The organism is Bradyrhizobium ottawaense (genome assembly GCF_900099825.1).
GTDB lineage: Bacteria > Pseudomonadota > Alphaproteobacteria > Rhizobiales > Xanthobacteraceae > Bradyrhizobium > Bradyrhizobium ottawaense_A.
Genome location: NZ_LT629693.1, coordinates 2,677,828 through 2,691,020 on the forward strand (window position 1 = coordinate 2,677,828; position 13,193 = coordinate 2,691,020).

General features: G+C 62.9%; 12 protein-coding genes. 5 read left to right on the forward strand and 7 right to left on the reverse strand.

Features of this window, described 5'->3' with window-relative positions; translation table 11 throughout:
• Position 1 precedes the first annotated feature (1 nt).
• The 4 genes from BLR13_RS12510 (at position 2) to BLR13_RS12525 (ending at position 5,127) form a co-directional block, all read left to right on the forward strand.
• Entirely contained in the window at positions 2-262 is a 261-nt protein-coding gene (locus tag BLR13_RS12510; protein WP_074823752.1) for a hypothetical protein, read from the forward strand.
• Between the two features lie 271 nt (positions 263-533).
• Positions 534-2,678, forward strand: coding sequence for a GAF domain-containing protein (locus tag BLR13_RS12515; RefSeq protein WP_079586385.1), 2,145 nt, complete (start codon positions 534-536; stop codon positions 2,676-2,678).
• Positions 2,679-2,795: 117 nt separating this feature from the next.
• Positions 2,796-4,334, forward strand: coding sequence for a phytoene desaturase family protein (locus BLR13_RS12520; protein ID WP_074823751.1), 1,539 nt, complete (start codon positions 2,796-2,798; stop codon positions 4,332-4,334).
• A gap of 109 nt (positions 4,335-4,443) precedes the next feature.
• Positions 4,444-5,127: a nitroreductase gene (locus BLR13_RS12525; RefSeq protein WP_074823748.1), complete on the forward strand. Its 684-nt coding sequence runs from the start codon at positions 4,444-4,446 to the stop codon at positions 5,125-5,127.
• Positions 5,128-5,145: 18 nt separating this feature from the next.
• Here the strand turns inward: BLR13_RS12525 and BLR13_RS12530 are convergent, their stop codons facing one another.
• From BLR13_RS12530 to BLR13_RS12550, 5 genes are all read right to left on the reverse strand, one after another.
• Complete coding sequence (locus BLR13_RS12530) at positions 5,146-6,066, reverse strand: DMT family transporter (RefSeq protein ID WP_074823746.1); 921 nt, start codon at positions 6,064-6,066, stop codon at positions 5,146-5,148.
• 109 nt (positions 6,067-6,175) lie between these two features.
• A complete protein-coding gene (locus BLR13_RS12535; RefSeq protein WP_074823744.1) occupies positions 6,176-6,595 on the reverse strand; it encodes an META domain-containing protein in 420 nt (139 codons plus the stop codon).
• Between the two features lie 151 nt (positions 6,596-6,746).
• The gene (locus BLR13_RS12540) at positions 6,747-7,040 is read right to left on the reverse strand and encodes a hypothetical protein (protein WP_074823741.1); all 294 of its coding nucleotides are present in this window, start codon (positions 7,038-7,040) and stop codon (positions 6,747-6,749) included.
• Between the two features lie 23 nt (positions 7,041-7,063).
• Positions 7,064-7,306: a PilZ domain-containing protein gene (locus BLR13_RS12545; protein WP_074823738.1), complete on the reverse strand. Its 243-nt coding sequence runs from the start codon at positions 7,304-7,306 to the stop codon at positions 7,064-7,066.
• A gap of 451 nt (positions 7,307-7,757) precedes the next feature.
• On the reverse strand, positions 7,758-9,422 hold the full coding sequence (locus tag BLR13_RS12550; protein ID WP_074823736.1) for an L-lactate permease: 1,665 nt from the start codon (positions 9,420-9,422) through the stop codon (positions 7,758-7,760).
• Between the two features lie 313 nt (positions 9,423-9,735).
• Between BLR13_RS12550 and BLR13_RS12555 the strand changes: the two genes are divergently transcribed.
• Positions 9,736-11,472 (forward strand): ABC transporter ATP-binding protein/permease, encoded by a 1,737-nt coding sequence (locus BLR13_RS12555; protein ID WP_074823734.1) that lies wholly within the window; start codon positions 9,736-9,738, stop codon positions 11,470-11,472.
• Between the two features lie 4 nt (positions 11,473-11,476).
• Here BLR13_RS12555 and BLR13_RS12560 read toward each other — a convergent pair whose 3' ends face one another.
• Both BLR13_RS12560 and BLR13_RS12565 read right to left on the reverse strand, forming a co-directional pair.
• Positions 11,477-11,989: an HPP family protein gene (locus BLR13_RS12560; protein ID WP_079586384.1), complete on the reverse strand. Its 513-nt coding sequence runs from the start codon at positions 11,987-11,989 to the stop codon at positions 11,477-11,479.
• A 64-nt stretch (positions 11,990-12,053) separates the two neighbouring features.
• Positions 12,054-13,076, reverse strand: coding sequence for a TorF family putative porin (locus BLR13_RS12565; protein ID WP_074831592.1), 1,023 nt, complete (start codon positions 13,074-13,076; stop codon positions 12,054-12,056).
• Positions 13,077-13,193: the final 117 nt, after the last annotated feature.

Sequence of the window (13,193 nt, forward strand, 5' to 3'; positions counted from 1 at the left end):
ATTGCATCGCGATCACCGGAGCGACCAGAGCGGATGTTGCCTGGCAGCCAAGCCGGCCGGCACCGAGTGGAACGCCAATACCGGAAAGCCGAATCTGACGTTCAAGCGGCCGAGCCAGATCTACCCGGCGCTCGGTCTCACCGAAAGCCTCGAAGTCACCGCGCTGGCGTCGTCGGACAAACCCGGCGCGTCGGACCGGCTGATGCTGTGGATTTCGGGCCCGGTGATCTCGACCACCGAAGAGGGCACCGGTGCGAAGTAGAACCTTTCGGAAGAATCCAGCGGCGACGAGGAAGGCGGCGAGCCCAAGGATGACAATGGCTCGGTCGAGGCGCTGGCGAAGGAGTTCAAGGGCCAGCGCTGGGACGTCGACAGATCGCTCTGGAAATAGCCTCTCTCGTCATTCGTTGCCCTGAGGCGGCCGTGCCCCAGCACGGGCCCTCGAAGGGCCACAACCCACCGCCCGGCCAATCCAGCCCCTTCCAGAACGATGCCGTAACCCGATAGAATGCCTATTCTGACGTGGGGTGGAAATGGCGCGGCTTTCAACGACGGGCGGCAAAGCGAGCAAGGCGAAGGCCCGCAAGACAAAGCCTCGTAAGGCAGGTCCGGCAAAGGGCCGCAAGACTTCCAAAGCCAAGACCTCAAAGGCCAAGACCACGAAAGCCAAGACCGCCAAGACCAGGCGCCGCACGTCCCCGGCGGCCACCTTGCACAAGCGACTTTCGGTCTCCGATCTGGAATCCCAGCTCGACTTGCGCACCAAACAGCTCGACGAAGCTCTGGCACAGCAAGCCGCGACCGCCGACATCCTGAACGTCATCAGCAGTTCGGTCGCGGACACCGCGCCGGTCTTCGAGCAGATCCTGGACAGTTGCGAGCGGCTGGCGGCCTTCGAACGAATGGCAATTTTCCTGCTCGGGGAGGATGGCCTGGTCCACATCGGCGCCTATCGCGGAAGCACCGGTGAAGCGCTCAGGGCCACGTTCCCGCAGCCGCTCGCCAACACGCCGATGGCGCTGGCATTCGAACGCCAGCAGATCCTTTTTTTCGGCGATGTCCTCAACAATCCGGATGCGCCGCAATCGCTTCGCATCGTTGCGTCGAGGATGGGCAGTTTTTCGGTACTGGTCGCGCCTTTGCTGTGGGAAGGGCGGGGCATCGGCGCCTTTCATGTTTCCCGGAATGCGGACGCCACCTTTACCGACAGGGAAGTGGCGCTGTTCAAGACCTTTGCCGACCAGGCCGTGATCGCCATCCAGAACGCGCGGCTGTTCAACGAGGTGCAGGCGCGCACCCGCGACTTGAGCGAATCCCTGCAGCAACAGACCGCCACCGCCGACGTGCTCAAGGTGATCAGCCGGTCGACATTCGATCTGCAAACCGTTCTTGAAACGCTGATCAGGTCCGCGGTCGAGTTGAGCGGCGCCTACCGGGGTTCGATTTTCCTGCGCGAGGGCGATGTCTTTCCGCTCAAGGCGGCTTCCCATACCACGCCTGAATTTCTGCAATATTGGGCGGCGAATCCGCCGCGGGCGGGTCGTGGCTCGGCAACCCAACGCGTCATCGCATCGGGGAAGGTCGAGATCATTCCCGATGTTCTCGAAGACCCCGAAATGGAAATGCCTACCGGCGCGCTGGCGAGGATTCGCGCAACGCTGGGCGTACCGATGCTGAGGGACAACAAGGTCGAAGGCGTGCTGGTACTGACGCGGCCCGAACCCGGTCAGTTCAGCAAAAGCCAGATCGATCTGGTACAGACCTTTGCCGACCAGGCCGTGATCGCAGTCGAGAACGTGCGATTGTTTGACGAAACTCAGGCGCGCAGCAAGGAACTCGCCGCCTCGCTCGAAGAGCTCCGCACAGCCCAGGACCGGCTGGTGCAGACCGAGAAGCTGGCCTCGCTCGGCCAGCTCACCGCCGGGATCGCGCACGAGATCAAGAACCCGCTCAATTTCGTCAATAACTTCTCGTCGCTATCGGCTGAACTGATCGATGAACTGGACGAGGCGCTGGCGCCGGCAGCACTTGATCAGAAGACGCGCGACGAGGTCAGCGAATTGACGGCGATGCTGAAGTCCAATCTGGAAAAGGTGGTACAGCACGGCAAGCGCGCCGACTCCATCGTCAAGAACATGCTGCTGCATTCGCGCGAGGGTTCCGGCGAACATCGCCCTGCCGACATCAACGCCCTGGTCGAGGAGAGCCTCAACCTTGCCTATCACGGCGCGCGGGCCGAGAAATCGGCCTTCAATATCACGCTCACACGCGACCTCGATCCGGAGGCGGGCGCGGCCGAGCTATACCCGCAGGAGATTACCCGGGCCCTGCTCAACTTCATCGCCAACGGCTTCTATGCGGCCACCCGGCGCAAGTCCGAGGCAAACGACGAATCCTTCGAGCCTCGGCTGAGCGCGACCACGAAAAACCTTGGCAAATCGGTGGAGATCCGCATCCGCGACAACGGCACCGGCATCCCGCCTGACGTCAGGGAAAAGATGTTCAACCCCTTCTTCACCACCAAACCGGCCGGCGAAGGCACCGGGCTCGGGCTTTCCATGAGCCATGACATCATCGTCAAGCAGCATGGTGGCAGGATCGACGTCGAGACCGAGCCCGGGCTATTTACCGAGTTCATCATCACGCTGCCGCGCCATGCGGCAGCGTCGCCGGCGTGAGCCTCCCGCGCACCTGACCCATGCAGCGACGCATTTGACATGCCGGCTTCCGAACGGCAATGAACGTTTGCGATAAGTGTATGAGTTCCCAAGGAATTCCCAAGGATTTCACCTCGTATGGCGCCTTATGATGTAGTGGTGATCGGCGCCGGCCTCGGCGGCCTGACGGCCGGTGCGATCCTGGCGCGCGAGGGCCGCAAGGTGCTCGTCATCGAGCGCGGCAACTCGGTCGGGGGTGCTGCGTCGAGCTACAAATCCGGCGAGCTTTTTGTCGAGGGATCGCTGCACGAAACCAGCGACCCGCACCACCCGCGCGACCCCAAGCACGACGTGCTGACGCGTGCGGGCGTGATCGACAAGGTGACCTGGGTTCCTTCCGGCGCATTCTACCAGGCGCGCGGCGGCCCGATCGGCCAGCCTTTTTTGATGCCCGACAATTTCGACGCGGCGCGGCAGGCGCTTTCGCAACGCTTTCCGGAAGCGCGCAAAGGGATCGATCAGTTGCTCGGCGAGATGCAGGGGATCGTCGACGCGATGGCGACGATCTCGCAAGGCAAGGACGCGCTGAAGAAGCCGCGCCAAGCCCTGCACGCTTTGTTCAAGCTGCTGCCTTGCGCGCGCGACTGGTCGTTGTCGCTGTCGCAGAAGCTCGACCGGGTGTTCGGCGACAGCGAAGCCGTCAAATGCGTGCTCGCTGCCAACCTGTCCTATTTCCATGACGACCCGACCACGCTGTGGTGGATGTATTTCGCGATGGCGCAGGGCAACTATCTGCAGGGCGGCGGCCGCTACGTGCAGGGCGGCTCGCAGCGGCTGTCGAGCGCGCTGGCCCGCGCCATCAAGGTTGCCGGCGGCGACGTGCTGGTGCGGCGCGTCGTCAGCGGCATCGCGCTGGATCAGGCGGCGAAAACCGTCACCCACACCGCCAAGGACGGCAGCGATCCCAAGACCGTCGAATGCCTGCGGATCGTCGGCAACGCCGCGCCGGCGGTGCTGGAGCCGTTGATGGAAGCGGACGCCGCGGAGAAGCTGGGCCGGAGTTATGCGCGGCAAACCCCGTCGGCGTCGCTGTTTGCGCTGACGCTCGGGCTGTCGAAGCCGCCGCGCGAGTTCGGCGTCACCGCCTACTCCACACAATTGCTGCCGCCCTGGATGAAACAGCTCGCCGACTACGGGCAAGGCGCGGCGCTGATGGCCGAAGAGCCCGGCCAACGCATGCCGCCGATGTCGGTGGTCGATTATGCGGCGATCGATTCCGGCGTGGCGGCGCCACCTTATGCGCTGTCGGTGCTCGGCCCCGATCTGCTGTCGAACTGGGACAGTTCCGACATGGAGGCCTATCGCGAGAAGCGCGGCCGCTGGCAGGTCGCGATCGTTCGCTATCTGTCATCGATCTATCCCGGGCTCGGCGACGCCGTGGTGGCGTCCTCGTTCAACAGCGCGCTGTCGGTCCGGCAATATCTCAACGCGCCGGATGGCGCCGTCTACGGTTTTGCGCCAACCCCGCCGGCCTCGATCTGGCAAAACCCGTTCCGCTCGCCGCGCACGGCGATCCCAGGGTTTTATCTGGCCTCCGCCTATGCAGGGTTCGGCGGCTATACCGGCGTAATCCAGTCGGCCGGCGTTTGCGCCGACATGATTTTGCGCGAGGGTTAGGACGCGCGTACTCCTGAAGCCAGGGCTGCCGTCTCTCGGAAACGCTATAGACAAGACCAAAGCCGTGAGAGAGAACGCAGACCTCGCGCCAATTTCAGGAAATGCAAAGATGAAGTTTGATGACGTCATTCTCGGCCGGCGAAGCATTCGCGGTTACAAGCCCGATCCTGTCCCGCGGGAATTGATCAAGGAAATCCTGACGCTGGCGATGCGCGCGCCATCGTCGATGAATACCCAACCCTGGAATTTCTATGTCATCACCGGCGCACCGCTGGATCGCATCCGCCAGGGCAACACCGAGCGCAATCTGACAGGGGTGCCGCACTCGCGCGAGTTTCGAATTGGCCAGCCATTCGAGGGGGTGCATCGCGAACGCCAGATCGGCGTTGCCAAGCAGTTGTTCAGCGCGATGGGTATAGCGCGCGATGACAAGGAGCGGCGGCAAGACTGGGTCATGCGCGGCTTTCGCCAGTTCGACGCGCCCGTGTGCGTGATCATCACCTATGATCGCGCGCTCGCGTCCAGCGACGATACGGCCTTCGACTGTGGCGCCGTGGCTACCGCGCTTGTCAACGCGGCCTGGGCGCGGGGGCTTGGTGCCGTGATCAACAGCCAGGGGATCATGCAATCCCCCGTGGTGCGCGAGCATGCCGGGATCGCGGACGATCAGGTGATCATGAAAAGTATCGCCCTGGGCTGGCCGGATCACAGTTTTCCTGCCAATGCCGTTGTATCCGAGCGCAAATCGGTCGATGAAGCGACGACCTTCGTGGGATTCGAGGGTGGAGCCTAGAAGCAGTCCGAACAAGGACTATCGCTGCCGCTGCGCCAGATAAAATCCGAACAAGACAGTCGCCAATCCCGCCATCTGCAATGCGGTCGGCGGCTCACCCAGCAGCAGCCAGCCGAACAGCAATGTCAACGCCGGCACGGTCGCCGGAAAAATCGCGGCGCGGGAAGCGCCGAGATGCTGGATCGAAGCCGTGAACAGATACATCGCCGCGGGCCCGGCCAGGACGCCTTGTCCCAACGCCTGCAGCGCATTCTCATGAAGGCCCAGCGCCGCGACGCGGGCCAGTCCGCCCGATGCTGCATAGAACGGAAACAGCAGGAGTGACAGCACGCTGATGACGACGGCCGCGGAGACGGCAGAGACCCGCCAATACCGCACCAGCGTGCCAAAACCCGCGAACATCAGGCCGGTGAGGACGAAGATCAAATCGCCCTGCACGCCGTCGAGCCCGATATGCGCGATCGACTCGCTGCCGATCACGCCGAGACCGGCGACGATGACAAGCGCGCCCGCCAGCCGCGACGGCGAAATGTGCTCCCTGAGCAGGAAGGCTGCGAACAACAGGCCGCCCAAGGTCGCGCAGGAAGGCTGGATGACGCTGCCATGCCCCAGCGGCACGAACATGAAACCGGCATAGCTGATGAGCGACATCACCGGTCCGCCCAGCACCATCAGCGCCATGCCGCGGCCCCAACCGATGCCGCAGAGATCGCGCAGACCGGCGCGAAACACGAACGGCAGGAAGACAAGGCCCGACCACAGGAAGCGATGCATCAAGAGGTCGACGGGCGTGAATCCCGCTTTCAGACCGTGCCGCGTCGCCACAAAGCCCAGCGCCCAGAACAACGCCGCGCCGATGCCACAGGCGACGCCAAGCAGGCCCGGTGTCGTATCTGATGTTTGCACGGAAACGTCCGCGCCGCTGGCCGGCTCGTTCATCGCGGACGCTTAAGTCAGTTCGGTCAGCGGCTCAACCCACGGGAATGCAAGGCTGAGGAGCACGATGCGCCCCAGAGCCTTTTCCGTTCCGATGGAATCGGAAAACGCTCTAATTCGTGTTGATGCGAAACCGCAGCGTCCTGGCGCCGACGAACGAGACGAAATCGCCCTGCCGCTTCCAGGTGGCCGCGTCCGTCAGCGCCGCGATCAGATCGTCATCGGCCTGCGCCCGGTCCGGCGCACAGGTGCGGTTTTCCATCTCGCCCGCGACGAAAATCACGGTATTGCCGGCCACCGAAAACTGGCCCTTGCCGCCCTTGCACCAGAGTTCGAGCACGACTTCGCCGGCGTCGCCGATCTCGATATTCGGGATCCGCTTGGAACCGGGCTGGCGCCCGACATCGAGCGTCATTTCGCTGCCGAACGGAAAGCCGTCATCGGCGTGGGCGGGGCTGAAATGGGGGGCGACAGCCAGCAGCAACACCGTTGCGACGCCAGCCTGCTTCAACAAACGCGCGAGTGAAATCATAAAGCCCCTCGAAATATCCAGGCACCCAAAACTGCGCGCCGTTCTATTGAACAACGAGGTGATTGGCTAGGGTGTTTTGATGTTCCGATAATCCGTCAGGTCACGGAACTGTCTTGCGCAAACCGGCTTTGTGCGCGATCGTTGCCGGCTGTTATGATTCAGCGCCGGCCAGGGATTCGATCCATTCCACGAGGCGGGTGACTTCGGGATAGAACGTAAAATCCTGTTCTCCGACCGCTACTCCGAGAAAGGCCCGGCCTTTTTCATCACGCATCGTCCGCCTCAGGCGTCGTGCAAAAAGCAATAACTGTTCATCGGACGGCATTGGCTTTGCGGATTTGCGATCCGTTCGCCGCTCGATCCCGGACCGCCGCTCCCCAAGCAACTGCTTCTCGCTCTCCGAGCGCGTATCGATTCCGGATCGTCTTTCGCGAATAGTCATCATTCAGCCTCCTGCTCGACAGCGGCCTAATCGAACGCGACACCGATGCGAAACTCTCTGCGCCAGACCACGTGACAGGGCAGCTTCAATTTCTCCTCGGGCAGTATCAAGTTGAACGCCGCCGGGACGATCCCGGTGAGTTCGGAAATCTCCAATGCCGCGCCGGTGACCGATATGTCGCGGATCGTGCACGGCGTTTTCATGCCGCCATATTCGATTTTGGCGGGCTTCATGACTCGATGACGAGGTGCAACTCGGGTTTCAACCATCCGCGTTCCCCTACCGAAATGATTATTCCCAGAAATCAATCAATCGAAGCTGATCCGAAGCCGACGCAACAGAGGGCGGCTGCTCCGGTGCAGCGGATGCAAATCAAAACAACAAATCAAATCAAGCGACATGCGCACGGCACGAAATGCGTATGGCAGTGCCGTGTTGGATAATTGCCATTGTGCGACAGCAAAATTAACGCAGATTTAATGCCTATCTTTTGATCAGAAATGATGGCGCATTCATCCGGGCATCATCGCGGTTCACCCGAGAATGTCAGCCGAAGCCCAGCACCGACAACTGCATTCCCGTGCGAAGGCCCGCAATTGCATCGTGATCCCCTTGATTGGCCGGTGATGATGCGATGCGGCAAGCAAAAATACGGCACTGAAACGAAAATCCCCGCGGCACCGCCGCGGGGATCCTCGATGAAGCGCTTCGCCGGCAATCCTATTTCAGGACCATCAGCGTGAACGGATAGACGTAGGCCTGCAGCGTCACGAACAGGCCGACAAGGCAGGCCAGCACGATCGAATGCAGGAACACGTAACGCAGGATCGAGCCTTCGTGGCCGTACCAGTTGGTCGCGGTCGAGGCGACGACGATCGATTGCGCGTCGATCATCTTGCCCATGACGCCGCCCGACGAGTTGGCGGCCGCCATCAGGATCGGCGACAGGCCGAGCTGTTCGGAGGTGATCTTCTGCAGGTTGCCGAACAGCACGTTGGATGCCGTGTCCGATCCCGTCAGCGCGACGCCCAGCCAGCCGAGCAAGGTGCCGAAGAAGGGATAGAGCACGCCGGTCGCGGCGAAGGCGAGACCGAGCGTGGCGTCGACGCCGGAGAGCCGCGTCAGCGTGCCGATCGCGAGCATCGCCGAGATCGTGATCAGCGAGATCGCGCACAGCTTGATGGTGCGGCCGTATTCACCAATCAGCCTGGCCGGACCGACGCCCATCAGGAAACCGGAGATGATCGCCGCGATCAGCATGCCGGTTCCGGTGAAGGACAGATAGGTGAAGCCGAACACCGCGCCTTGCGGGGTCGGCTTGGCCGCGACCGGGGCCACCACGTTGATCAGGTTGTGCAGCTCGGGCACCGGATAGTTCCAGACGAAGATCGAGTTCGCCCAGGTCTTGAACGCGCCATTGCCCCAGATCAGCATCACGATGCAGACGATGATCCACGGCAGCAATGCGCTCCACAACTCGCTTTGGGTCAGCGGCGTCTTGTCGAGCGGCTTCGGCGTCGTCATGGTCGCGGCCGACTCGTCGGTGCCTCGCAAGGCCGGCGACAGCCAGAGCTGCTTCGGCTGCCAGACTTTCAGGAACAGGATCAGGCAACCCATCGAAATCAGCGACGCGCCGATGTCGACGATCCAGGGATTGATGTAGTTCGAGATCACGAATTGCGGGACGGCAAAGGAAACGCCGGTGACCAGGATGGCCGGCCATACGTCCTTCATGCCCTTCCAGCCGGCGAACGCGCACACCACCCAGAACGGCACGATCAGCGAGAACAGCGGCAACTGCCGGCCGACCATGGCGCCGAGGATATAGGGATCGAGACCGGTGACCTGGGCGAGGCCCGCGATCGGCGTGCCGAGCGCACCGTAGGCGACCGGCGCCGTGTTGGCGATCAGCGACAGGCCGGACGCGGCCAGCGGCGAGAAGCCGAGGCCGAGCAGGATCGAGCCCGTGATCGCGACCGGGGTGCCGAACCCCGACGCGCCCTCGAAGAAGGCGCCGAACGAAAACGCGATCAGGAGGAGCTGCAGCCGCCGGTCCTCGGTAACGCCGCCGACCGCGCGCTTCAGCAATTCGAAGCGGCCGGTCGAGACCGTGACCTGATAGAGGAAGATGACGTTGAGCACGATCCAGCCGATCGGGAAGAACCCGGACACCACGCCGAGCAGCGAGGCACGGATCGACATGCCCGCGGGCATCGTGAAGACCGCGATCGTGATGATGTTGGCGACAACCAGCGCGATGATGGCCGCAATGTGCGCCTTGACCCTGCCGCTCGCGATCAGCACCAGCAGCAAGACCACCGGAATGGCGGCGGCGACGGTCGACAACACGGCGTTGCCGAGCGGATTGTAGATCTGATTCCACATAAGCGGATCCTCCCCCACGCTATTATGCGACGCGGCCGCCTGCGTGAACGGTCAGGCGCGTCTTGCGTGATCGCGGGAGTCCCCCTGGGAAATGGTGCAAGATCGCCTGCGAATTGGGCACCGCCAAAATCGCTCACAAGCTCGCGAAGTAGGAGGGCCCCCCGCCCCTCGCCATTGCGGGCATGCTAGGGTTGACTCGAACACCGGGACAAGATGACGCTGCACATGAAACCTACGACTTTAGTCTAGCATTCCCGCCGATTATCCCGATTTTTCAGGCCTTTGAAGGCCATCCCCCGGAGACGGTAAATCTGTGAACAACATCCGCTCGACGCTCGCGACCGTATGGCGCATCGCCGTCCCCTACTTCCGTTCCGAGGACAAATGGGCCGGCCGCGGCCTGCTCGCCGCGGTGATCTCGATCGAACTGGCGCTGGTCGCCATCGACGTGCTCCTGAACCAGTGGAGCAACCGCTTCTTCAACGCGCTGCAGGAGTACAATTTTGACGTCTTCGTCCGCGAGATCGGCGTCTTCTGTCTGCTGGCGGCCTGCTTCATCGCGCTGGCCGTCTACCAGCTCTATCTCAATCAGTGGCTGCAGATCCGCTGGCGGCGCTGGCTGACCCGGCATTATCTCGGCGAATGGCTGCACCGCGCTAATCATTATCGCATGCAGTTGCAGGGCGACACCGCCGACAACCCGGACCAGCGCATCTCCGAGGACGTCAAGCTGTTCATCGAGCGGACGCTCGACATCGGCCTGAACCTCCTCAATTCGGTGGTGACGCTGCTCTCCTTTGTCGTGATCCTGTGGGGCCTGTCGGCGGCGGCACCGCTGCATCTGTTCGGCAAGGACTTCGACATCCCCGGCTACATGGTGTGGGGCGCGCTGATCTATGCGATCTTCGGAACGGCGCTGACTCAGTGGATCGGTTCGCCGCTGGTCCAGCTCGGCTTCCAGCAGCAGCGCTATGAGGCCGACTTCCGCTTCAACCTGGTGCGCGCGCGCGAAAACTCCGAACAGATCGCGCTGCTGAAGGGCGAGGGCGCGGAGCGCCAGCAGCTCTGGCAGCGCTTCAACAACGTGGTCGAAAACTGGTACGGCATCATGAGCCGCACCAAGCGGCTGACCGCGTTCACCGCGAGCTATTCGCAGGCCGCGGTGATCTTTCCCTACATCCTGGTGGCGCCGGCCTACTTCGCCAAGAAGATCCAGCTCGGCGGCATGACCCAGACCGCTTCCGCTTTCGGCAGCGTGCAGAAGGCGCTGTCGGTGTTCGTCACCATCTATCGAACGCTGGCGGACTGGCGCGCCGTCGTCGCCCGCCTCGACGGATTCGAAACCTCGATCGCCCGCGCCGCCGCGTTTGCGGACGGCGCCGGTTCGATCGGCGTAGACTCATCCGGCGGCGGCAAGGCGATCGACCTGCGCGGGCTCGAGGTGCGGCTGCCCGACGGCAAGCCGCTGGTCGCCGCCGACGGCCTCAGCCTTCGCAGCGGCGAGCGCACGCTGCTGACGGGTCCATCGGGGTCCGGCAAGTCGACGCTGTTCCGCGCCATCGCCGGCATCTGGCCGTTCGGCCAAGGGTCGATCGCCATTCCCGCGGACGCCTCGCTGATGATGCTGCCGCAGCGGCCGTATTTCCCGATCGGAACGCTGCACGGGGCGATCGCCTATCCCGGCAAAACCGAAAGCTTCAGCGCCGACCAGATCCGGGACGCGCTTGACCTGGTGGGGCTGCCGCAGCTCGGCATCCGACTGCAAGAAGATGCGCACTGGAACCGGATGCTCTCACTCGGCGAACAGCAGCGCCTCGGAGTGGCGCGCGCGCTGTTGCACGCGCCTAGCTATCTGTTTCTCGATGAAGCGACGGCTTCCCTCGACGAGCCCTCGGAAGCGGCGTTGTACAAGTTGCTGGCGGAGAGGTTGCCGCAGACCACCGTCATCTCGATCGGCCACCGCTCGACGCTGGATGCCTTCCATCAACGCAATATCGGCATGGTCCGCGACGGCGATCGCTTCGCCTTGCGGGACGGCAAGCCGGCCTAACCAACTAGAGCCAGCACCGCGGCCAGTTCTGGCGCCGCACCCAGCGGTGCCAGACAAAGGCGAAGGCGGTCAACAACACGGCGCCGGCCAGCACCGGCGCAAGCAGAAACGTCCCTGGCAGATTGCCGGACACCACCAGCAGCGGGTTGATGCCCGCCGGCGGGTGGAAGGTTCCGGTGAGGTACATCGCCAGAATGGAGAGACCGACAGCGGCGGCCGCCGCCCAGGCCTGCGGTCCCGTCAGCTTCAGCACGGCGAAACCGACCAGTGCCGTCACCAGATGGCCGCCGATCAGGGCGCGCGGCTGCGCCGGCTCGACATCAGGAGATCCGATCACCAGCACGATAGAGGTCGCGAACGGAATCACGGCCAGCGGATAATGCGCTGCAACCGAAAACCATTCCATGGCACCGATGGCGATCGCGCCGCCGAGGCCGGCGACCGCCCCCGCCAGCACATTGCGATGATCGTTGCCGGAAATCGCCTCGCCCAGCGCGCGCCGCCAGTCTCGTTCCATCCGGCCTCACCTAAAAAGAAAGGGGCGGCAGATTGCTCTGCCGCCCCCGGTCTTCAAGAAGATCTTACTTCAGGTTGGTCATCGCGGTCAGGTCAGCCGAGAGCTTGACGATACCGGTCGCGCCGCACCAGTTGGACTCGAAGCCACCCGGATTGATCGCAGAAATGCTGCCAACAGTCGCCCTCGTTGCAGTGTTGTCGCTGGTGAAGGCGTTGCAGGCACCTTTCGAGAGATTGGTGTCGGAGTAGCGCAGATCCAACGTGAATACCTTGTAGGTGAAGCCGACGCCGACGTTCCAGGTGTTGTAGCTCGGCTCAGGAATACCGGCAGCAAAGGCCGGGTTGATCGCGCCGGTGCCGTAGAAGGCGTCAGAGGTACCAAGCCACTGACGGCCGAACTCGCCGGAGATGTACATGCCGACGCCGGAAGAGCCGAAGGTCGTGCTCGGCGCGGTCCATTTGCCGGTGATCGAAGCGTAGTTGCCCCAGGCGCCGAGGTTAAGGAAGTTCGGCGAATAGTACTCGTTCAGGCCGACCGCGAACTGATCGTTGAGGGTGATGTTGACCTTGGCATAGCCTTCATAAAAGCTGGCGCTCTTCTTGGCGAAATTGCCGTTGATCGGCAATCCACCTACTCCGGGGACACCGAAGTCGATGTCGCCACCGCAACGTCCGTTCACAGAAGTTCCCTGTGAACCGAAGCACTGCCCACCCGGATAGAGGTAGCCCCAGACGCCGAAGTCGAAGGCGAACATGCCGATGGTCGGGCGGATACCGCCGTAGATGTCGACTTCAGCCGCCGCGCGGTTGGCGAAGGAGATGCTCTCGCCGGCCAAGCCGACATAAAGCTGGGTGTCCTTGTTAATGTTGTAGCGCGGCTCGAAATAGGCGGCGACCGAGGGCTTGTGGTTGGACTGGGTGACGCCGCGGAAGATGTAGTCGTTCATGATCGCGCTGCCAAAAGCAACGTCCCAGGGATCGAACGCGGCCGGCGGCGGAGCCTTCACAGCCTTGACGGCCATATCCGCAGCGAGAGCCGAACCCGAAACCATTGCCAGCGCCGTTGCCAACAAAGCCACTTTCTTCATGACGATCCCCATCACCTTTCAGACAGTCCCGTTCCGGCGCCCCCCGGGGCATGCGATAACCGACTGCAACCAAATTTCGTAACGTGATTGCAATCTGGAACGCCGCGCCGCGCCCGT